The sequence below is a fragment of the Xanthomonas sp. CFBP 7698 genome (assembly GCF_003600855.1).
Taxonomy (GTDB): domain Bacteria; phylum Pseudomonadota; class Gammaproteobacteria; order Xanthomonadales; family Xanthomonadaceae; genus Xanthomonas; species Xanthomonas cannabis.
In genome coordinates this window covers 138612-161145 of sequence record NZ_PRDN01000001.1, presented here as the reverse complement: position 1 = coordinate 161145, position 22534 = coordinate 138612, and the positions used below count along the sequence as shown (strand labels likewise).

At 66.1% G+C, this 22534-nt stretch carries 10 protein-coding genes; 4 read left to right on the top strand and 6 right to left on the bottom strand.

The features are described from left to right. Nucleotides 1-329 precede the first annotated feature (329 nt). Nucleotides 330-3092 (top strand): S8 family serine peptidase, encoded by a 2763-nt coding sequence (locus tag XnspCFBP7698_RS00660; RefSeq protein ID WP_104580646.1) that lies wholly within the window; start codon nt 330-332, stop codon nt 3090-3092. Between the two features lie 269 nt (nt 3093-3361). Here XnspCFBP7698_RS00660 and XnspCFBP7698_RS00655 read toward each other — a convergent pair whose 3' ends face one another. After that, nucleotides 3362-13561 carry an autotransporter-associated beta strand repeat-containing protein gene (locus tag XnspCFBP7698_RS00655; RefSeq protein WP_123137176.1) on the bottom strand — a complete coding sequence of 3400 codons (10200 nt, stop codon included), beginning with the start codon at nt 13559-13561 and terminating at the stop codon, nt 3362-3364. Between the two features lie 727 nt (nt 13562-14288). On the opposite strand from XnspCFBP7698_RS00655, the gene XnspCFBP7698_RS00650 reads away from it, so the two are divergent. Beyond that, complete coding sequence (locus tag XnspCFBP7698_RS00650; RefSeq protein WP_104580707.1) at nt 14289-16100, top strand: EAL domain-containing protein; 1812 nt, start codon at nt 14289-14291, stop codon at nt 16098-16100. Between the two features lie 99 nt (nt 16101-16199). On the opposite strand, the gene XnspCFBP7698_RS00645 is transcribed toward XnspCFBP7698_RS00650, so the two are convergent. The 5 genes from XnspCFBP7698_RS00645 to XnspCFBP7698_RS00625 all read right to left on the bottom strand — a co-directional run bounded on the left by XnspCFBP7698_RS00645 (nt 16200) and on the right by XnspCFBP7698_RS00625 (nt 20302). Next, nucleotides 16200-17120 carry a M14 family metallocarboxypeptidase gene (locus tag XnspCFBP7698_RS00645; RefSeq protein ID WP_104580644.1) on the bottom strand — a complete coding sequence of 307 codons (921 nt, stop codon included), beginning with the start codon at nt 17118-17120 and terminating at the stop codon, nt 16200-16202. Between the two features lie 113 nt (nt 17121-17233). Next, nucleotides 17234-17743 (bottom strand): DUF892 family protein, encoded by a 510-nt coding sequence (locus XnspCFBP7698_RS00640; protein ID WP_039411375.1) that lies wholly within the window; start codon nt 17741-17743, stop codon nt 17234-17236. Between the two features lie 604 nt (nt 17744-18347). Beyond that, a complete protein-coding gene (locus XnspCFBP7698_RS00635; protein WP_039411372.1) occupies nt 18348-18605 on the bottom strand; it encodes a KGG domain-containing protein in 258 nt (85 codons plus the stop codon). Between the two features lie 237 nt (nt 18606-18842). After that, complete coding sequence (locus tag XnspCFBP7698_RS00630; RefSeq protein ID WP_047695135.1) at nt 18843-19151, bottom strand: hypothetical protein; 309 nt, start codon at nt 19149-19151, stop codon at nt 18843-18845. Then, nucleotides 19142-20302: an NAD(P)/FAD-dependent oxidoreductase gene (locus tag XnspCFBP7698_RS00625; protein WP_104580643.1), complete on the bottom strand. Its 1161-nt coding sequence runs from the start codon at nt 20300-20302 to the stop codon at nt 19142-19144. Before XnspCFBP7698_RS00625 ends, XnspCFBP7698_RS00630 begins: the two co-directional genes overlap by 10 nt. A 234-nt stretch (nt 20303-20536) precedes the next feature. On the opposite strand from XnspCFBP7698_RS00625, the gene XnspCFBP7698_RS00620 reads away from it, so the two are divergent. Then, complete coding sequence (locus XnspCFBP7698_RS00620) at nt 20537-21721, top strand: glycosyltransferase (protein WP_104580642.1); 1185 nt, start codon at nt 20537-20539, stop codon at nt 21719-21721. Nucleotides 21722-21759: 38 nt separating this feature from the next. Then, the gene (gene rfbF, locus XnspCFBP7698_RS00615; protein WP_104580641.1) at nt 21760-22533 is read left to right on the top strand and encodes a glucose-1-phosphate cytidylyltransferase; all 774 of its coding nucleotides are present in this window, start codon (nt 21760-21762) and stop codon (nt 22531-22533) included. The last annotated feature ends 1 nt before the right edge of the window (nt 22534 follow it).

The following is a 22534-nucleotide window of genomic DNA, read 5'->3' as shown; positions in this document are numbered from 1 at the left end:
TCGGGCCATGCGCGCACCTTTTAATCCGATTTAGCTATGGATTAAATCGTAAATGGCTATCGAGCGGATCTATCTCTGAATAGCAACTGTCCATTCAGATTTTAGAGGCAGCAGATAGCGCCGTTAAACAATCCGCAAGCTGCGGCGACTGCAATCGTGCATCAGCCGGGTTTGTCGCAAGCGCTGCTCCGAGGGGACGGACCAGCAAACCCTCGAAGTGAATAACCCGTGAAATATATGCCTTCGCTGGCGATCGCTGGCGCAGGGACCCTTTGCGCCAGATTCAGATCCAGCAGTAGCGGCGCGCCTCCTACGGAATCGACCAACCCATGAATCGCTCGCTGCTTGCAACAACCATCGCCTCCTGCCTCGTCCTGACCGCCTGTGGCGGCGGCGGTGGCGGTGGCAACGTCCGTAACGACCCGCCGCAGAGCACCGTGATCGCGCCGGCGCCAACGCCAGCGCCGACGCCGACTGCGCCGACGCCCCCCACCACCACCGCCGACCCGCTGCCCAAGACCGCGCCGGTTCCGACCCCTGCGCCTGCCCGCTATCAGGGCGTGGGCAGCAACCTGCTGGTGCCGATCAATGCCGATCTGGCGCAGCAGGCCGGCGCTCGGGGTCAGGGGGTGAAGCTGGCGGTGCTGGACGACAATCTGGTGCCGAGCTACACGCCGATCAACGGCAAGGTCGATAGCGTCAACGATTACACCGCCAGCCCGGGCACGCCCGAGTCGTCGTCCAATGCGCTGCGCGGCCACGGCACGATCGTGTCGGCGCTGGTACTGGGCTCGGCGCAGGACGGTTTTGCCGGCGGTGTTGCGCCGGATGCAGACCTGTTCTATGCACGTATCTGTGCGGAAAATTCCTGCGGTACCCAGCAGGCGCGTCGCGCGGCGGTGGATCTGGCCGCCTCCGGCGTGCGCATCGCCAACCTGTCGCTGGGCGCGTCGTACGCCGATGCCGCCGGCAGCGCCAATGCGGCCGCGGCGTGGCGGTTCGCACTGACCCCGCTGGTGCAGGCAGATGCGCTGATCGTTGCCTCCACCGGCAATGAAGGCGCGGCGGAAGCTTCGTACCCGGCGGCCACGCCGGTGCAGGAAGCCAGTGTGCGCAACAACTGGCTGGCCGTGGGCGCGATCAATGTCGATAGCTCCGGGAATGCCGCGGGCCTGACCAGCTATTCCAACCACTGCGGTGCAGCGGCGCAGTGGTGCCTGGTCGCGCCGGGCAGCTTCACCGCGCCAGCGCTGGCCGGCACCGAGCTGCAGGGCCAGGTCGCCGGCACCTCGTTCTCCACCGCAGCCGTCAGCGGCGTCGCCGCGCAGGTGCTGGGCGTGTACCCGTGGATGAGCGCGTCCAACCTGCAGCAGACCTTGCTGACCACCGCCACCGACCTGGGCGACCCGGGTGTGGACGCGCTGTACGGCTGGGGCCTGGTCAATGCGGCCAAGGCCATCAAGGGGCCGGGCCAGTTCGCCAGCAACTGGTCGGCCAACGTCGGTGCCGGCTACGACAGCACCTTCGGCAACGATATCTCTGGTGCCGGCAGCCTGACCAAGAACGGCACCGGCAAGCTCACCCTGAGCGGGACCAATACCTACACCGGCGGCACCACCATTGTCGATGGCGTGCTGTCGCTCTCCGGCAGCCTGCGCTCGGATCTTCTGGTCGCCAACTCCGCCACCTTCGAGTCACGCGGCGGTGTCATCAACGGCGGCTACAGCCTGGTCAACGCGACCGGCACCACCGCCATCGAATTGGGCAAGGGCCTCACAGTCACCGGCCTGGCCAGCTTGAAGGGCAATCTGCTGCTGTTGCCGGAAGCGGCCGGCTACACCGTCGGCAGCACCGAACGGATCGTCAAGGCCGGCGTCCTGCAAGGCACCTTCGACCGCGTGCAGTACGCCAACAATTTCTTCTGGACCGCCTCGCTTGCGTACGACCCGACCACCGTCATCGCAACCTTGACGCGAAATGCGTCGGCCGCGAGCGCGCAGGCGGCCGGTGCACCGCAGGCAGTGGTCAGCGGGGCAAGCCAAGCCGATACGCTGGTGAAGGTGCTGGATACGCGCGTGGCCGCCGGCGACACTGCAAACCTGGGCGGCCTGATCAGCGCCACCGGCGCGCTGCTGGCGGCTTCCGATGCGCAGGTGGCTGCATCGCTGCCGACGCTGGTCGGTCAGGTGCATGGCGTGGAGCGCACGCTGGGCTTCCAGTCCGCACTCAACGATGCGCGGGTTGCCGCCGATCGTCTGCCGTACCTGGCCGACACCACCACGCTGACCACCTGGATGCAGGGCAGCTATCTGGATGGCGACATGCGCCGCAGTGGCTTTGCCTCGGCCGACTACACCCAGCAGGCCACCACCGTCGGTGTGGATCTGCCGGTGGGCGGCGCAGGCACGGTGGTGGGCGCGGCGCTGACCTCGGGCCAGGATCGCGCCCATATCGATGCATCGGCCAGCCGTCTGCGCTCGGATCGCTATGCGATGACGGCGTATCTGTATCAGCCGCTCGGCCAGGCGTATGTGTCGGGCATCGGGTCGTACGGCATGAGCAATGTCGAGACCGAGCGCAACGTGCAGGCCGGCAGCATCGGCGAGCGTCTGCAGGACAGCCGCCACGACACCAACTGGTCGCTGCGCGCCGAAGTCGGCCTGATGCCGCACGCAGGGTTGTCGCCGTTCGTGGCGGCAGGTGTGGTCAGCCAGACCCAGGACGCGTTCAGTGAGGCCTCGGTGACCGGGTTGGGCCTGAGCGCCGGCAGCGACACCCTGCGCGCAGGGTATGGCGAAGTCGGCGTGCGTGGTCACCTGGTGCACGGCAAGTGGGGCTTCGATGGCCTGGTTGCGTATCGCTCGCTGTTGGGCAATCCGAATGCCGACTTCACCGCCTGGTTCACCGGTCTGCCGGAAGCACGCTTCAACGTAGCGGGCACGCCGGTCTCGCGGCAGGCCGTGCGCGCCTCGGTGGGCGTGCGCTACGAACTCAACGATGCGTTCTCGCTGTATGGCAACGTCGGTGCCGAGCGCGGGCGTTCGGACTCCAACAGCATCAACGCCAACGTCGGTCTGCGCTGGCAGTTCTGATTGCAACGATGGCGTGCCTGGCACGCCATGGTCAGACGGGTGTGTCGCGTCAGCACTGCAAGGCCCCGGCATGCCGGGGCCTTCTGCTGCGTGGTGCCGTGCGGAGGGTCATGCAATTGCAGCTGAGCGACATCATGGCCGAGGTCCGCGGTGGTCAGGCGATGCGCCGGAGGCAGGGCCGGCTCGCTGGCCAGGCAAATTGCCGATACTGAGCGGAAACCAAAAAGCCCCGGCAGGCCGGGGCTCGTTGGTTCACGCTGTTGCTGCGATCAGAAACTCCACCCCCAGGTCACCTGCCCGCCGTAGGCGGTCTGGCCGTCGCCGTTGAGTCCCTGCAACGACAATGCCATGCGGCTATTGGGCGAGGTGATCACGCTGACGCCCACCTCACCGATGGCTGCATTCTTGGCCAGGGTGACGCTTTGCACCGAGAACTGCGCACCGGTGCCGACAAAGCCCGCCGAGCGCTGCACGGCACGATCGCCGAAGGCATGCCGCCAGCCCACCGAGGCGTAGAGCGAAGCCTGCTCACCCAGTTCCCAACGCCCGCGCAGGCCTACCGTGCTGGTGGTGAATTCGTCCTTGGCGCTGCGGACAGACAGTGCGGCGATCCCGCCGCGCTCGTTGAACCCATCCGTCTTCAGATGGGTGTAATCGGCCGCGATGAACGGGCTGTAGACCGCGTTGCCGGTGCGCAGGTTCCAGGCCGCTTCCAGCGAGGCGGTGACGGCGGTGGCATCGTAATCGCTGGTGAGCCGCTCTTCGAGCACGCCGGGCAGCATCACCCGACGCGAGCCGTCCACGCGGTAGTCGGCGTAGTCCACCGCGCCTTGCAGCGAGAACGCAGACCAGTCGGCCTGGCCATACACGCCGACATGCGTACCGTCGATGTCGGCCCGGTCGCCCCACTCGCGCGACCAGCTTTCGATGTCCTGGCTGCCCACCGCAATGCCGACCACGCTGCGCTCCCCGACGCGCCGCTCGGCACCGGCCATGATGCCGTTGTCTTCGCGCCGCACCGAAATGGCATTGGCATCGCCATCGACCCGGTTGGGCAGGCTGCGGCCGGTGATCCACACCGTGGTCTCGCCGATACGGGCGTCCTGGCTGTCGCCACGCAGATGATTGCTGATGCCGCTGTAGAGGAAGCGACTGTCGAGCATCGCAGTGGCGGTGCTCGCATGGCTTTCGCCCGACAGCGACGCAAACGCGGTGGCCACCGCCTGCGCATCGTCCGGGAGACGGACCACGGCTTGGTACACCGGGCTGGTGGTGGGCAGGCCGTCCACTGCAGCGGCGGTGGACTGCTGGTTGGGCGTGGTCACCGCATCGACCATGCCGGTGGTGTTGCGGCCGAAGAAGACCGACAGCCCCGTTGCGCTGGTGCTGACATTCGGGTCGATGAAGGCATAGTCGGAGATGACGTTGGTGAATTGCCCGCTCAGCCCGCCAGCGGCGTTGATCACCGGAATCTCGGTGAACAATGGCAGGTCGGCCGCACGCACCACCTGCAAGGTGCTGCCCGGTGCCAGCGTCGCGGCGCCGCCCACCGTCACCGGCGTCACCACACCGCCGTTGCCCGGCGTGACCTGCACGGTGGAACCGGGGCCGATGGTGGCGTTGCCGCCAATGGTGACCGTGCCGGTGGTCCCGCCGATCGCCAGGGTGCCACCGGACGTGGTGAGGCTGCCGATGGTCCCGCTGCCGGTCAGCGTACCGCCCGGTCCGACCGTGACTGGCCCACCGAGGGCGGCGCCCGGGTTGGCCGGATTGCCCACGCTCAGGGTGCCCGCGCTGATGGTGGTCGGGCCGGTGAACCCGCTGCTGTCCGCGGTGACCAGCAACGTGCCCAGGCCATCCTTGAGCAGAGTGCCGGTGCCCGACAGCGTGCCGGCGTAGGTTCCATTGGCGTTCTGCAGGAACACCAGCGCGCTGTTGTTGGCGATGTTGCCCTGCAGGCTGTCGGTGTCGCCGATCAGCGTTCCGGCATTGACGGCGGTGCCGCCGAGATAGCTGTTGACCCCATCCAGGGTGACGGCACCGGCGCCGTTCTTGATCAGCGTGCCGCTGCCGCTGATGTTGCCGGCAAAGCTGCCGTCGCCGGCCTGATCGAACACCAGCACTGCGTTGTCGAGGATATTGCCCTGCAGGCTGGCGGTGGTGCCCTGCAACGTGCCGCTGGCAATGGTGGTGCCGCCGCCATAGGTGTTGGTCCCGGCAAGCGTCAGGACGCCGGCCCCCTGCTTCACCACGTTGCCGGTACCGCTGACGACACCGGCAAACGTGCCATCGGTGGCCTGGTCGAACACCAGCGTGGCGTTGTCCACCACGTTGCCCTGCAGGCTGGCGGTGTTGCCGATCAAGCTGCCCGCACTGACCAACGTGCCGCCGGTGTAGCTGTTGCTGCCGGTGAGCTGCAGGACACCGGTGCCGGTCTTTTCCAGCGACCCGGTGCCGCTGACCACACCGGCGTACACGCCGCCGGTGGTCTGGTTGAACACCAGTGCTGCGTTGTTGGTGATGTCGCCCTGCAGGCTGGTGGTGTCACCGATCAGGCTGCCGGCCGCAATGGTAGTGCCACCGGTGTAGCCGTTCGCCCCATTGAGCAGCAATGCGCCCGCACCGTCCTTGACCACGCCGCCGGTGCCGGTGATCGAACCGTTGAAGATGCCAGTGGCCGCCTGATCGAACACCAGGGTGGCGTTGTCGACAATGGCGCCCTGCAGGCTCGCACTGTTACCCACCAGCGTGCCGGCATCGACCGTGGTGCCGCCGGTGTAGGCATTGCTGCCGGCCAGCGTCAGCGTGCCGGTGTTGGTCTTGATCAGCGCCCCGCTACCGCCGAGGCTGCCGGACAGGGTCAGGTCGGCCGGGTTGTCCACGGTGAGCACGGCACCCAGGTTGATCGTATTGCCCAACGCTGCGGCAATCGCGTTGCTGAGCACCGAGTCGCCGGTGACCGACAATGCGCCGCTGCCCAACGCCGTGTTGCTGCCAACCGCCAGCGTGCCGGCGTTCAACACCGTGCCACCTGCGTAGCTGTTGGCGCCGTCGAGCGTGAGCGTGCTGGTGCCACTCTTGATCAGGCTGCCCGCGCCGCTGATCGACCCGGACAATGTCAGGTCGTTGCTGCCGAGCACATTCACCGCACCGTCGAGCACCACTGCATTGCCCACCGCCAATGCCTGGTTGCTATCGAGGCTGGTGCCGGCCGCAGCCGTCAAGGCACCAGTGCCCAGGGCCTGCGCATCGCCCAGCACCAGCGTGCCGCCGCCGAGCGCGGTGCCGCCGGTGTAGCTGTTGGCTGCGTCCAGGACCAGGGTGCCGGTGTCGAGTTTCTGGAGCGCGCCGGTGCCGCCGATGGCGACATCGATCGTGCCGGTGACACCGGGGTCCACCCGGATGATGGTGGTGGCGGCATTGGCGCTCAGCGCGCCTGCGCCGCCATCGCCGAGCACATAGCCATCGGTGATGAACTGCATGCCGGTGATGCCCTGGGTGCCCTGCACGCCCACCGTGCCGGCGCTGCCGGCGAACACTGCAAAGCTGTTCTGCCAGGAGCTGTTGGTGAGGCCGTCGATCGAGGTCCAGTTGGTGCCGCCCGCGGTCCATGCGGCGGTTCCCCCATCGACGCTGCCGTTGGCCACGGTCTGCGCGCCATCCCAGAACTGCACATTGCTGCCAGGCGACAGCACCACCACGTTGACCTGCTGGGCGAGTGCGGTCTGCAGCGTCAGCTGGGTCGGGTCGATGGTGCCGGGCAGCGTGCCGATATCCAGCCCATTGTTGGTCAGCGCGCCGACGTAATCGATCAGGCGATACACACCCGTGCCGAAGCCGCCGATGTCGGTGATGTTGAGCGTGCCATCCAGGGTCAGGTCGCCGTTGACCGCCAGCACACCGGTCTGGCTGGGCGTGCCCAGCAACGCATCCAGGGTGGCGTTGGGGGCCATGTTCAAGCTGCCGGTGGTCAACACTGCACCACTGGTCACCACCAGCCGACCACCGTCGTTGACGGTGACAGCCGCATCGACCACGCCACTGCCGCTCAGCGTGCCGCCGGTGCCCACGTTGACCCCGCCGATGCTGGCGAGCGTGCCGTCCACATCCAGCGTGCCGCCGGAGATCTGCGTGGTGCCGCCCAGTGCGCTGGCACCGGTGAGCTGCACGGTGCCGTTGCCCACCTTGTCCAGGTTACCGGCACCGCTCAGGCTGCCGGCAAAGCTGCTGCCGACGTCGTTGACGCCAAGCTGCAAGGTGGTGCCGCCGAGGATGGCGACGTTGCCCTGCCCGGTCACCGCGCCCAGCGCGGCATCGCCGCCCAGCGACAATCCGGCGCCTGCCGCCACATCCACCGTGCTGGTGGTGCCCAGACCGCCGGCAGCGGACGTGGCCAGCACGCCGGCCTGCACGGCCACCGGACCGCTGAAGCTGTTGGCGCCGGACAGGGTCAAGGTGCCCAGGCCGGTCTTGGTCAACGCACCGGTGCCGCTGAGCGTGCCGGTCAACGCCAGATCGGCTGCATTGGCAATGCTCAGGTCCGCACCCAGGTTGATGCTGTTGCCCAACGCCAGGGCGATCGCGTTGCTCAAGCTGGCATTGCCCAGCACCGACAGGCTGCCGCTGCCCAACGCCGTGTTGCTGCCAACCGCCAGCGTGCCGGCGTTCAACACCGTGCCACCCGCATAGCTGTTGGCGCCATCGAGCGTGAGCGTGCTGGTGCCATTCTTGATCAGGCTGCCCGCGCCGGCGATCGGGCCGGACAATGTCAGGTCGTTGCTGCCGAGCACATTCACCGCACCGTCCAGCACCACTGCATTGCCAACCGCCAATGCCTGATTGCTATCGAGGCTGGTGCCGGCCGCAGCCGTCAAGGTGCCAGTGCCCAGTGCCTGCGCATCGCCCAGCACCAGCGTGCCGCCGCCGAGCGCGGTGCCGCCGGTGTAGCTGTTGGCTGCATCCAGCACCAGGGTGCCGGTGTCGAGTTTTTCAATGCCACCGACGCCGGAGACAGCGACGTCGATCGTGGCCGTGGCGCCTGGGTCGACACGGATGGCGGTGAGCGGCGTTGTCAGGTCCAGCGCACCGCCACCGGCATCGCTCAGGCGGTAACCGTCGGTCACGAACTGCAGCCCACCCACGCCTTGCGTGCCCTGCACGCCTACCGTGCCGGCGGTGCCGGAGAACACCGCAAAGTCGCCCTGCCAGGTGCTGTTGGCCGTACCATCCTGGCCGGTCCAGTTCGTGGCGGCACCCCATACACCCGCGCCGCCATCGACCGTGCCGTTGGCCACGGTCTGCACGCCGTCCCAGAACTGCACGATGCTGCCCGGCGCGGTGACCACCAGGTTGATCTGTTGACCGATGGCGGTCTGCAGTGCGAGTTGGCTGATGTCGACACTGCCCGGAATGGTCCCGAACAGCACGCCGTTATTGGTCAACGCGCCGGTGTAGTCGATCAATCGATAGATGCCGGAACCGAAGCCGCCGATGTCGGTGATGTTGAGCGTGCCGTCCAGGGTGAGATTGCCGTTGACCGCGAGCAGACGCGTGGTGCTCGGCGCCGCAAGCGAGACATCCAGCAAGGCACCCGGTGCCAGCGTCAGACCGCCGACGCTGAGCGAGGAGCCACTGGTCAATGCCAGCCGCCCGCCGTCGCCGATGGTCACTCCACTGGCAATGCTGCCGTTGCTGCCGCTACCGGTCAGGGTGCCGCCCAGCGCCACATTCAACGCGCTGGTGCCCAGGCTGCCAATCACGTCCAGGGTGCCGGCGCTGACCTGCGTGGCGCCTCCGATCAGGCTGTTGCCCAGCAGCCGCACGGTGCCGGCGCCGACCTTGTCCAGGTTACCGCCCCCCCCCAGACTGCCGGCGAAGTCGCCACTGCCCAGCTGCAAGGTGGCGCCGGCATCGGTATCGACGCTGCCGGCGCCGCTGAGGGCGTTGATCAAACCGCCACTGGTCAGGTTCAAGGACGCGCCAGCGGCCACATCGACCGTGCTGGCGTTTCCGAGCGAGGCGGCCGTGCTGGCCACCAGGGTGCCGGTCTGGATCGCGAGCGGGCCGGTGTAGGTATTGCTGCCACTTAGGGTCAACGTGCCCAGACCGGTCTTGGTCAGGCCGCCCGCACCGCTGATCGTGCCGCTGGCCAGCATGTCCGCTGCGTTGTCGACGGTGAGTGCCGCACCCAGATCGATGCCATTGCCCAGCGCCACGGCAATGGCATTGCTCAACACCGCGTTGCCGATAACCGACAGGCTGCCGGTGCCCAGCGCGGTGTCTGCGCCGACCGCAATGGTGCCGGCGTTGAGTGTGGTGCCCCCGCCGTAGCTGTTGCCGGCCGTGAGCGACAAGGTAGTGGCGCCATTCTTGATCAGGGCGCCGGTTCCGCTGACCACACCGCTCAAGGTCAGGTCGTTGCTGCCGTCCAGGCTGAGCTGGTCGTCCAACTGCACCGCGTTGCCCACATTCAGCGCCGCCGTGGTGTCCAGTTGCGCTGGTCCGCCAACCAGCAGGCCGCCTGCGCCCAGGGCCGCCGCATTGCCGAGCGCCAGCCGGCCTGCATCCAGCGTGACGCCACCACTGAACGTATTGGCATTGCCCAGGGTCAATGTCGCCGTGCCCTGCTTGTCGAGACTCCCGGCACCGCTGATCACCCCGTTCAATGCGATGTCCTGGGTGCCGGGCACGCGCAACGCGCCGTTCAACGCGAGCGCGTTTGCCAGGTTCACCGAGGTACTTGCATCCAGCGTGGTGCCACCGGCCGCGGTCAGCGTGCCAATGCCCAACGCCGTATCGCTGCCTGCCACCAGCCCACCGGATTGCAGCTGCAGGCCGCCGCCCCAGGTATTGGCGCCGTTGAGGGTGAGGGTCTGGGTTCCGCTTTTGACCAGGCTTCCTGCACCATCGATGACGCCGTTGAGTGTCAGGTTCTCACCGTCGATGCCGAGTGCGCCGTTCACCGTGAGCGCATTCTGCAGACTGAGCGCCGTGCCGGCAGTGAGTTGCGTGCCATCGGCCGCGGTGAGTGCACCGGTGCCGAGCGCGGTGTTGCTGCCGAGCACCAGGGCGCCGGCGTTCAACGCGGTGCCACCGGTGTAGAGGTTATTGCCGGTCAGCGTCAGTGCGCCGGTGCCCTGTTTGATCAGGCTGCCTGCACCGCTCACGGTGCCGCTCAGGTCGAGGGCGTTGTTGCCCGTGAGCGACAGCGCGCCGTTCAAGGCGACGTCGTTGCCTACCGTGGTGGCCGTCGTGGCCTGCAGCTGCGTGCCATCGGCTGCGGTCAACGCGCCGCTGCCCAAGGCGGCGCCCGTGCCGATCAGCAGTGCCCCCGCGTTGAGATCCACACCGCCGGCAAACGTGTTGGTACCGGTCAGCGTGAGCGTCGCGTTGCCGTCCTTGACCAGGCCGCCGGCACCACTGACAAGCCCGGTGAGCGAAAGATCCTGGCTGCCGCCGAGCAGCAGATCGGCATCCAGCACCACGCTGTTGGTGAGCGTGCGGGCGGCCGTGCCATCCAGCAGGCCGCCGGCAACGGTCAAGGTTCCGGTGCCCAGCGCTGCATCGCTGCCCAGCAGCAGGCTGCCGGCGCTCAGACGCGTGCCACCGGCATAACTGTTGTTGCCGGCCAGGGTGAGGCTGGCGGGGCCGAGCTTGTCCAGGCTGCCGACGCCGGTGATGTCGCCAGTGAGTGAGAGTGCATTACTGCCCGCGATGTTGACCAAGCCGGTCAGTGCAATGGCATTGGCGAGCGTGCTGACTGCAAGGGTATCCAGCGTGGTTCCCGCCGCGGCGGTGAGCGCGCCGACACCCAGGGCACTGTTGCTGCCGATGGTGAGCTTGCCCGCGCTCAGCGTGGTGCCGCCGGTGTACGCATTGGTGCCGCTCAGGGTGAGATCGCCGCTTCCGGATTTGACCAGGCTGCCGGCACCGGTAATGCCGCCGTTCAAGGTCAGCGCCTGCGCGCCGTCGAGCGTCAGCGCGCCCGTGGCGAGCGTGATCGCATTGCTCAGCACCGTCGGCGTAGTGCCCTGCAAGTTGGCGTTGCCGGTGACGTTCAGCGCGCCGCTGCCCAGCGCGTTGCCATTGGTGAGCTGCAAGGTGCCGGCACTGAGGGTGGTGCCGCCGCTATAGGTGTTCAGCCCTCCCACGGTAAGGGTGCCGGTGCCGAGCTTGTTCAATGCACCGGTGCCGCTGATGGTGCCCGCCAGATTCAGGGCGGTGCCATTGCTGCCCACCCCTACGCTGCCGGTCAATGCGATGGCATTGCTGAGCGTGGCCGCAGCCGCTGCATCGAGCACACCACCGCTGGCAGTGAGGGTGCCGGTGCCAAGGGCGGCATTGTTACCGACTACCAAGCGTCCACTGCTCAGCGTGGTGCCACCGGTGTAGCCATTGGTGTTGAACAGCGTGAGATCACCCGCGCCGCTCTTGATCAGGCTGCCGCTTCCGTTGACGACGCCGCCCAACGTCAGGGCCTGGGCGCCGGTCCAGCTCAGGGGCCCGGACAGGTTGACGGCGTTGCTCAGGGTCAGCGGCGCACTGGTGCTCAGGTTGGAGGCACCGGTGACATTCAACGCACCGGTACCCAGTGCAGCCGCGTTGCCCACCTGCAAGGTGCCGGCGGCGAGCGTGGTACCGCCCGTATAGGTGTTTGCAGCATTGAGCGTGAGTGCGCCGGTGCCGGTCTTGGTGAGGCCGCCCGTCCCTGCAAGCGTGCCGCTCAAGGTGAGCGCATTGCCGCTGGCGCCCAGCCCCAGGGAGCTGTTCAGCGCAAATGTATTGCCCAAGGTCAATGGCGCCGTCGTATCCAGCAGCCCGCCTGCCGCAGTGACGGTGCCGGTGCCGAGTGCGCCAGCGGTTTCCAGCACGGTCGTGCCGGCACTCAGGGTGGTGCCGCCGGCATAGGTGTTGGTCCCGCCGAGGGTCAGCGTGCCCGCGCCGGTCTTGTTCAGTGCTCCGGTTCCACTGATGGCGCCTCCCAGGCGCACGTTGTTCGTACCGCCGATGCCCAGCGCGGCATTGAGCACCACCGCGTTCGGCAGGTTGAGGGCAGTGCCGGCCACCAGGCTGCCACCGGCTGCGGTCACGGTGCCGGTTCCCAACGCGCTGTTGTTGGCAACGGTCACTGCACCGGCGCCCAGGTTGACGCCGCCGCTGAAGGTGTTGGTCCCAGTCAGAGTCAGTCCGCCGGTCCCGGTCTTGGTCAGTGCACCGACACCGGCCAGCGTGCTGCCGATGGTGAGGGCATTGCTGCCCCGCACCGTCAGGCCGCCGGCAGCGAGGGTGATGCCACCGGCGGGCGCCAGGGTCAGGCCGGCGGCGGTGGATTCCAAGGTGCCGCCATTGGCAGTGATCGCGGTACCGAGCTGCGCCGGTATCGAAAATTGCAGGACGCCACCATTGAGCGCGCTGCTACCGAAGTTGCTTGCACCACCCAAGGTCCAGGTACCGCTGTTGACGCGCAGGCTGCCGAAATTGATGTACTGATCCGTGCTGACGGTGCCGGCGCCGGTGGTGCCACTGCCGGTCCCGGTGACGGCGTTCTGCAGGATCAATGTATTGGTGCCGCCGGCACCACCGTCCACGACACCGGTGCGCGCAAAAGTCAGCAGGCCGCTGGGGCCCAGCAATTCCAGCGCCAGGCCACCGCCATTACCGATGCTGCCGCCGGTGACCGCGGTGAAGGTGTTGGTGCTGTTGGCACCCATCGACACGCTACCGGTGATGGTGCCGGCATTGACGAAACTGTTGCCTATGGCCGAACTCTGAAAGCCGACGCGCCCCTCGATGGTGCCGGTGTTGACCGCGTTGACGGTTCCGCCGCCCGTGACTGCAATCACCGGCGTATCAGCCCCCAGCACCGACAGGTTGAGCAGCGGGCGGTTGCTGATCAGACCAGCATTATTGATCTGCACGACACCGCTGTTGGCCGAGGTGAGGCCCAGCGCCATGCCGTCGAGATTGAGCAGGTTCGCTCCCAGCAGGCTTCCAGTGCCGTAGATGCTGCCGCCGAGAGAATTGTTGGCCACCACCGACGTGGACGTCGCATTGCCCATGGTGACGCCGCTGCTCAACGCCGACAGCAGACCGAGCACGGACGGATCGATCGAACCACTGTTGTTGAGCGTTGCGTTGGTGCCGTTCAGTGCGATGGCGGTGCCACCGAGCAAACCGGCGGTCATCTCCGTACCGGATGCCACATTGACGGTCAGGTTGTTCGCGCTGCTCGCAAACGCATTGCCGGTCAGCGCCAGCCCCGTGCAGGTGACGGTTGCGCCCGCCGCAGGCAGGGCCGGTGTACACGCCCCCCAGGCCAGCGCCGGCGCGGCGGCCCCCACCGCAAGAATGACCAGGCTCGGCAATGCGCGGCGTGTGGATCCGGGTTTACGTCGCCGCCGTACCAATTCATGCGTGACCACCCAATTGCCGATGGCCGCGTTCCAAACAAGCGCAAATGCACGATTCATCCTGATTCCCCCTGATAGCCGCGCTAAGAAGTTGCGTGCACACGCACACGCGCCCCCGAAGACGAGTGAACTAACGATCGAGATGGTGAAAGCGTGAGCCGCTTCAGCTCAGTCGCTTGAGGCCGATAGTGATTAATACCAATCCTGGTAAACCGACTGCGCAGATTAATAGGCGATCCGCCTCGAACTAAACTGTGACGAATATCAATAACCTCAAACTCATCTGTTGCACGGACATAATCTGCGAACCAGTTTGCATCTGCCCGCTTGGACGTAAAGCGTCGGGAAGCGCGAGCGAGAAAATCGTCATGGAGAGGCGCTTTTCTCGGAGTTATCAGTAGGTTGGCGGCCCACGCCATAAGGTTGGCGCGCAGCTCTGGCTGAATGCATCAAGCGAGCTCATTGGAATAACGCGGGTGAAAGCGAGCCGAGCTATATATCGACGTGGTTTGGAAACCATCTCGCACTGCAATAAAGGAGCGGCACGGATTATCTGCCTGAGTCCGTTTGGATCGATATAACCACTGCAATGGTCGACGCCGATTGTCCGATGCGTTATTGGTATATCGCATTCGCCCGCAGCCCTTTAAATTATTAATCGCAGGTCGCGGTCGCGCTTGTTACCTCGGGAGCGCCGGGCAATAGGTGAGCGGTGCGTGATGGAATGTGACGGCGCAGGTCGTCACTCATCGATGACCTCGGTTTGTTTCTAGTAGCCATGCAGTGTGTGATCTTCAACACGGAACCTGACGACATGACGCTTGCTCTGGACGACAAAACGCAGGACCGCCAGTTCGACTGGTCAGGTGTGCCAATCGATCTTGGCGGAATGGAACCGTTGGAGCAGATTGCACGGCTGTTGTGCCATGCACTGGTAGCGCCGGCCGCCGCGTTGACCATCACCGAAGGCGGCCGCATGCGGGTTCTTGCGGCGCGCGGCATCAGCACCAGCCACGTCGAACAAGCCATGGCCCTGTGTGAGCGTGTGCCGGCGTCGGCCAATGGCGTCTTCGAACTCATCGAACACGCGGCGCTTGCGCCGATCCAGCTCGGCGACGCGGCATTCCCGGGTCTTCCCGCACGTTTCATCGCCTGCGTGCAGGTCGGCGCGCCGCAAGCCGGGATCACCGGCGCCTTATGCGTGATCGATACACGCGAACGCAGGCTGGCCAGTCAGGAGCATCAACAACTGCTGATGTTTGCCAACGTGGCAGCCGCGCAGCTGGAACTGCAATTCGGTGCCGGCCGCCGCGAGCCGCATAGCGGCCTGCTCAATGCGCGTCAGCTGCAATCGGATCTGGATGCGCTCGCCTTCGGCAGCCATGCGGTGCCGACCATCGCCGCCTTCATCGAGGTCTACGACACGCAGGCTGCCAACGAGGCGCGTCAGGCACTCGGGATGCAGCCGCTGGAGGAATTGATCCGGCATGCCAGCTTCGTGCTGACCCGTGCGCTGCGTGGCAAGGCCACGGTCTACCACGTCGCGCCGATGCGCTTTGCGTTCTTCCTTCTGAACTCCGCGCCCGACGAAATGGAGGACCTGCTGCTGGACCTGCGCGACATGCTGCACAAACCAGTGGACGCGGCCGGCGTACCGATGTCGCTGACCTTCCATGCCGGTGTCGTGCGCTTCGCACCGCAGCAGCCGGACACCAACGATGTCATGCGCAAGGGCCTGGTGTCGCTGGGCGATGCGATCAACAACCATGCCGTGGTGTGCTGGTACAGCGCCTCGCAGGACGACGCCATCCAACGCTCGTATCGCCTGGCGCTGGATGCGGAAAAGGCGCTGGACGCCGGCGACTTCCGGTTGGTGTTCCAGCCGCGTATCGATCTGGAGGACCTGTCGGTCATCGGTTTCGAGGCGCTGCTGCGCTGGCATCACGCCAGTCTTGGACCGATTGGCCCGGATGAATTCATCCCGCTGTTCGAAAAGACCGCGCTGATGTGCACCGTCACCAACTGGGTGATCGAGAGCGCCCTGACGCAGTTGGCGCAATGGCGCGCCCAGGGGCTGGATTTCTGCATCTCGATCAACCTGTCTTCGCGCGATTTCGGCAACATCAATCTGGCCGCGGACGTGATCAACCGCTGCAACGACCTGGGCATTCCGACCACGCGGATCGAGCTGGAAATCACCGAGGGGCGCTGGTTGCGCAGCAATGTGGAGGCCGTGCCACGCCTGCGCGCCTTGCGCGACGCCGGGGTCAGCGTGGCCATCGACGACTTCGGTACGGGCTACAGCAATTTTGGCTATCTCACCGAACTGCCGGTCAATGTGCTCAAGCTGGATCGGTCGCTGGTCACCGGCATCGCCACCAAGGCTGGCATGCAGATGCGCGCCGAAGCAGTGGTACGGCTGGCCAGCGCCCTGGGATACCGCACCGTCGCCGAAGGCATCGAGCATGCCGACGAGATCGCGCTGCTGCGCAGTTGGGGCTGCGATGAAGCGCAGGGCTACCTGCTGTCCAAGCCAATGGAAGCTCACCTGGTCGCCGCCTATGTGCAGGAGGCCAGCGCACGTCGCCGGCTGCCCTGACCTGCGTGGCTGGGGCGCATGCGGCGCCCTGCCGTGGCCCGGCCACCTCAGTTACACATCAAGGCGGCAGGTTGAACGCGACGTGCTGGCGCAGGCCGCTCAGCGATGTGGCAGCGCGTAATCCAGCGCCGCGCAGATTGCCGTCACCTGCGCCGTATTGCATTGTGCAGGCGTGGCGCGCGGGCTGTCCGGATAGACTTCGGTGGTGGTGCGATAGCGTGCGTTCGTGACTCCCGCACACAGGGCCAGACGCCGCACCGGGTAATGGATGACGCCATGGCCGGCCACCGGCGCGCCGATGAGCTGGCCTTGCGCATCGGCCGGCGCAATATGCGTCACCTGCTCCACCGCAGCGATCACCGCCTGCTGAAAGGCGGGCTGCGGATCTTCGCTGTCGCCGACCAGATAGAAACCATCCGGAATGCTGCCGGGAACGAACGCCACGCCGTCGCGTGCCGCCAGCGCAGGACGGAACTCGCTCTCGTCGCTGTCGGTGGTCTCATGCAGATCGATATGCACCAGCATCGAGCCGGCGGTGGCCGCCACCAGTTGCATCAGTGCCGCCGATTCCGCAGCCGGGCTGTTGGCGCGGAACGCGCGATTGGGATCGACTGCCTCGGCGTTCCAGCGCTGGATCCGCTCATAGCCCCACGGATTGACGCAGGGCGCGACCAGCAGATTGCACCTGCCCGCGTAATCGGCTGCGCGCAGCTTCAGGAACTGCAGTGCGCCGTGGACCCCGCTCGTCTCATAGCCATGCACGCCGCCGGTCACCAGCGCGCACGGCAGGCGCGGGTCCCAGCGGGCGCTGCGCAGCGCCAGCAACGGGTACCGGGTTTGTTCGGCAACGACAGTGCCGTAGGGAATCAGTTCGTAGCGGTCGGCCAAGGCCTCGATCAGACGCACAACCTCGTCCCTGTGACTGCGCTGCACGCGCTGACGGGCGCGCCATGCGTTGCGTTCGTCTTCGCCCCAGGCGTGGCCAGGGGTGCCGATCGGGTAGCCGGAATGCGGAGTCATACGTAAAACCATTGCCAGAGAGGGCGCAAGGGTAAGCGCTTGCGTTGCAGAAACAAAAAAGGCCCCGCAGTGCGGGGCCCATCGGGCTGCCGTCAATCACCGGCAGACCAGGTTCACTTCTTGGCAGTGACGCCCGGTGTGGCATCGCGGACCAGGAATTCTTCGGTCAGCTCGGGCAGATGCGCCAGCAGCCAGTCGGACATGGCCTGCTCCTGCGGCAGGATCTGCTCGCATACGCGCTGGGTCTCGATGTCGCCCACCGTCTTTGCCGCGCCCAGCAGCGCGGTGTAGGTGGCGATCTCCAGGTTCTCGAACACGTAGCTGGCCATCGCTCCCTTCACGATCTCGTCGGAGGTGGTCATGCCGCCCATCGCCTGGCCAAAGGCAGCCATCTTGCCCATGGTGTCCTTGATCACCGACGGCGAGCCGCCGAGGCGTTCGATACAGGACTCGACCAGGCGCTGCTGGCCCAGGGTCTCTTCCAGATGCTGCTCGATGCGCGCCTTGAGCTTGGGGTAGTGCTCGATACGCGCGGCCTGGGCCTTGAGCATCTGCTCGGCCTGCTGCTCCATGGCATGCGCGTCGCGCAGCCAGTCCATCAAATTCTCTTTGGGTTCGGCCATGTGCAATCTCCTGTTGGTGTGCGATGGCTCCAGCCTGGCCCGCAGCGCATGAAAGATGCGGCTGTTTGAAGTGAATGTTGCGTGGCGCTTGCACACGCCGTTGACATGGGGGCTGCATGCGTGACAGCGCAGCGCATCTGGTAGCCGCCGGCTTGGGCAGCGCGGGCCTCAGGAGCGTGGGCTTCAGACCCGGGGCAAGACACGTTGCGCCCGGCATCGTGCGTGGTCACGGCTGACCACACCACATGCATCGTCAACTTTCTTGCCGCGCAGGCAAGGCGCTCGTCCACGCCCCTGCAAATTCTGCCGACCGTGCGCCCTGCGGATGGCCAACAGCGAAATTTTTCCCTGCAATCGATGGCGTGCGATTGGAGGGCTGCAAAAATTTCCGCTGGGCGCGTCGGCACGTTTCGGATCAGGCGCTTATCGCTGCCGCCTTTGTTGCGGCACCAGCATGACTGCTGTCGAGGCCGGCGGCGTGCAATCGATTGTCTACCAAGCCCGCAGTAAGCGCCGGGCGCAAAACGCAGCAGGCCCCACGCCGCATGGCGCAGGGCCTGCATTCCACGCGCCGCGTCGGCATGCCCTCGCATGCCGCTGCGGGTTACGCGGATTCTTCCTGTGGCTTGGCCTGCTTGGAGCGCCCGCCCTTGCTGCCGATACGCGACATATGATCGCGATCGCGGCTCACCGCCTGGCCGCCCTTCCGGCCTGCTTCGCGTGCCTCGTCACTGGTGAATTCGTGCGCATTGCCGCTTGCATGCGCGGCCTTGCCGCCGCTGCTGGCCAGCAGGCGGCGCTTTTCCGGGTCCAATGCGGCAAAGCCGCGCCGGCTACGAGTACTGTTCTGACCGTCTTCCACTGTGCCTCCTCTCGATGCTTCGGGTACGTCATTGGGTAATGGGCTTACCGCAACAATCGTGCCAACCCGAAACACCAGGCCCGGCGGGGGCAGACGGACACAGGCAGGAAAAAACCGCTGCGCTCGCTGTGCAAATCTTGCACACCTGCCTGAGCTACGCAGGACCCATTGCGGTGCAGAGGCAGGTAGCGCTACCAGCCCAACCCGGACGGCATCACTCCAAGGCCTCAGGCGCCGCTATAGCAAGGTGACGTCATGCGCGCGGACGATCAGTTGGTCCTGCCGAAAGCGCCGTTCCAGATCGGCGCGATAGCTGTGCCACCAGGCTGTATCGAGGGTGTCGGCCATGACCTCGTAGATCACCAGGTCGTCGCGCACCAACTGTGCGCCATCTTCCCGCCAGGCCCCGCTCACCGGCGCCCGGGTGTAGGCGGTGATGCCGCCGAAGCGCTCGGCCAGCTCGCTGTGGACACGGTCGAACAGGCTCGATGCAAACGGCTGGCGCTGGTTATCGGTCAGCGGCAGCAGCAACTGGATCAGATACATGCGGTGCCCACCTTTGGGTCGGTCGGAGGTGTGTCGACAGGAGCCGGGTGTTCCTGCAGCAGCGCCAGCACATGTTCGGCGATGCTCAGGCACGCGGTCAGCCCCGGCGATTCGATGCCGAACAAGTTCACCAGGCCAGGGACGCCGTGCCGTGCCGCTCCATCGATGCGGAAGTCCGCGTCCGCAAGCTCCGGCCCGTGGATCTTCGGGCGCACGCCGCAGTAGCCGGGCTGCAGGGCATCGTCCGGCAGGCCTGGCCAGTACCGGCGGATAGCAGCGACAAACGCGGCCGTCGGCGCCGGTGCGCAACGATAGTCCGGTTGCGCTACCCATTCCACGTCCGGGCCGAAACGCGCCCGGCCGTGCAGGTCGAGGGTGAGATGCACGCCCAGCCCACCCGGCTCGGGCAGCGGATAGATCAGCTGCCGAAATGGAGCCCGACCGGCCAGGGTGAAATAGCTGCCCTTGGCGAAGTACGCCTGCACCTGCGCATGCGCGGGCAGGCCCGCGATCGTAGCGGCCAGCGATGGCGCGCCATGACCGGCCGCATTGATCAACCAGCGGCAGGTGAGCGAGGTGGCAGCATCGTCGGCAATCACCACGCGCACTCCCTGCGCCACCGGTTCGACGCGCTGCACCGCCGTGCGTAACGCGAAGGTGGTGCCGTGCGCCTGTGCATCGCCCTGCAATGCCAGCATCAGCGCATGGCTGTCGACGATGCCGGTGCTCTGCGATTCCAGTGCAGCGACGCACTGCAGTGCGGGCTCGCGGGCGCGGACCTGGGCAGCGCTGAGCGGAACCAATGCGGGGGCATGACTGAGCGCCGCATTGTGCTGCAGGCGATCGAGTTGTTGCTGCTGTGCGTGATCGCAGGCGACGACGAGCTTTCCGCAGCGTCGGTGCGGCACGTTGCGGTGTGCGCAGTACGCATAGAGCAAGGCATTACCGCGGACGCACAACCGTGCCTTCAACGAACCGGGCCGATAGTACAGACCAGCATGTATCACCTCGCTGCTGCGCGCACTGGTGCCCGTACCGATGGCTGCTTCCGACTCCAGCACCAGCACCGTGTGGCCCTGCACGGCGAGGCAACGTGCGATGGCGAGCCCGACGACGCCTGCGCCCACCACGATGCATTCGACGTCATGCATGACTACGCTCGTTCGACGGCGGGCCAGTGTAGCGACCCGGCGCAATGCGCGGGTTGTTGCGACCGTTCTCACTGGCCTCTCACGATCAGATCCTACTATCGATGTGCGTTTCGCCACGATTTACAGCTGTTTTTGAGTGGCCTCCCCTGCCGCATTCGACACATGCACGTCCACCCCACCCGAGCGCGACCATCGGTTGCACGGTTCGGATATGCATTGGTCAAAGGAGTTTCAATGGACGCACCGCGTTCGGTCTTGCTGGCCTCCAACTACCAGGCCTGGCCAGAAGCATTCAATGGACAGGCGTATGCATTGCTCAACGTCGTCCGCAACCTGGAACATGCACAGCTGCTGTGTCCGCCGGCAGCGGACTATACAAGCGGACGCGGCGTCACTCCGAGCGTGTCGTACCTGGTCAACGAGCTTGCGTATCGCAGTGTTTCCGCGCTGCGGCGTTTGAGCGGCCGCCCCGCCCTGTCCAATGCGCAACCGCAGCGGCTGGACCGTGACTACGACCTGTTCTTCTACGTGTGCCAGTTTCCCAAGGAATTGAGCACGCTCGCGCGCATCGATGGCTGGCACCAGCGCTGCCAGCTGCGCGCGGTGTACCTGCTGGAGACCTGGCCTGAACTGCTGCATTCGCAGAAAGCCGAGCTGCAGGTGCTGGATCAGTTCGATCACGTGTTCGTGCTCAATGCCAGTTGCGTGGATGCATTGCAGCAGTACACCCGCACGCCGGTGTCGTTTCTGGCCAGCGCCTGCGATACCGTGCTGGCCACCCCCGTGCCACGGCCGCCGCAGCGCTGCATCGATGTGCTGAGCATCGGGCGGCGCATGCCCCAGGTCCATGCGCAACTGCTCGACCATGCGCGGGCACACCCGGAGTTCTTCTACCTGCACGATGCGCTGCGCGGCGGCGCGGTGCCGGACTGGTCCGCGCATCGCTTGCAGTCCGCGGCGATGATCAAGCGCGCCAAGTTCTTCATGGCACACGACTTCACCGTGGATACTGCAGGGGTTTTCAAGGGCGTGCAAAAGCAGGCGTTGGCCACGCGATATTTCGAAGGCGCGGCAGGCGGCGCCGTGATCGTCGGCTCGGCGCAACGCTGCCCGGAGTTCGGCCAGTTCTTCGATTGGGAGGACGCGGTGATCGAGCTGCCGCCGGCACTGGACGACATTGGCGCCTTCCTGCAGGAGCTGGAGCAGCAGACCGACCGCCTTGCACGGGCGCGCGTCCACAACACGGTGCAGTCACTGCGCCGGCACGATTGGGCACACCGCTGGGCGCAGGTGCTCGATACCCTGCAGTTGCCGCGCCCACCGTTGCTGGCCGAGCGCATCGCCCTGCTCGACAGTCTGGCCGCCATGGCCGAGCACGCCGCCTCCCCGCCGATGCTGGCGATGAGCATGACCGCGTGACCGCAGCGCCGCATGTGTTTCAGATCGAGGGATCAGCAATGAAAGCAGTCATTCTGGCGGGCGGGTTGGGCACGCGCCTTTCCGAGGAAACCGCCATCCGCCCCAAGCCCATGGTGGAGATCGGCGGCAAGCCGATCCTCTGGCACATCATGAAGATCTACGCCCATCACGGCATCCAGGATTTCATCGTCTGTCTGGGCTATCGCGGCGAGGTGGTCAAGGATTTCTTCATGAACTACCACATGCGCGAATCGGACGTGACCTGCGACCTCGGCAGCAATACCACCACCTTGCACAACACCCGCGCCGAGCCGTGGCGGGTGACGCTGGTGGACACCGGCGCGCAGACCATGACCGGCGGGCGCCTGCGTCGGGTGCGTGAGCATCTGCGTGGCGAATCGGCGTTCTGCATGACCTATGGCGACGGCGTGGCCGACATCGACATCGGTGCGGCCATCGCGCTGCATCACCGCGAAGGACGGCTGGCCACGGTCACCGCCGTGCAGCCACCGGGGCGCTTTGGCGCACTGCGCCTGGACGGTGGGCAGGTGACCGGTTTCCGCGAGAAGCCGGTCGATGGCGATGGACTGATCAACGGGGGCTTCTTCGTGCTCGACCCGCAAGTGATCGACGTGATCGAGGACGACAGCACGGTCTGGGAAAACAGCCCGCTGGAAGCGCTGGTCGACCGCGACCAGTTGAGCGTCTATCGCCACGACGGGTTCTGGCAGCCCATGGACACCTTGCGCGACCGCAACCATCTGGAAACCCTCTGGTCCACCAATCGCGCGCCCTGGCGCGTGTGGGAGTAAG

Excerpts from the sequence above, each read along its gene's own strand:
- XnspCFBP7698_RS00625 (WP_104580643.1), bottom strand. The coding sequence starts at position 20,302 with ATGCATGACGTCGAATGCATCGTGGTGGGCGCAGGCGTCGTCGGGCTC.
- XnspCFBP7698_RS00630 (WP_047695135.1), bottom strand. The coding sequence starts at position 19,151 with ATGTATCTGATCCAGTTGCTGCTGCCGCTGACCGATAACCAGCGCCAG.
- rfbF (WP_104580641.1), top strand. The coding sequence starts at position 21,760 with ATGAAAGCAGTCATTCTGGCGGGCGGGTTGGGCACGCGCCTTTCCGAG.
- XnspCFBP7698_RS00640 (WP_039411375.1), bottom strand. The coding sequence starts at position 17,743 with ATGGCCGAACCCAAAGAGAATTTGATGGACTGGCTGCGCGACGCGCAT.
- XnspCFBP7698_RS00655 (WP_123137176.1), bottom strand. The coding sequence starts at position 13,561 with ATGAATCGTGCATTTGCGCTTGTTTGGAACGCGGCCATCGGCAATTGG.
- XnspCFBP7698_RS00660 (WP_104580646.1), top strand. The coding sequence starts at position 330 with ATGAATCGCTCGCTGCTTGCAACAACCATCGCCTCCTGCCTCGTCCTG.
- XnspCFBP7698_RS00620 (WP_104580642.1), top strand. The coding sequence starts at position 20,537 with ATGGACGCACCGCGTTCGGTCTTGCTGGCCTCCAACTACCAGGCCTGG.
- XnspCFBP7698_RS00645 (WP_104580644.1), bottom strand. The coding sequence starts at position 17,120 with ATGACTCCGCATTCCGGCTACCCGATCGGCACCCCTGGCCACGCCTGG.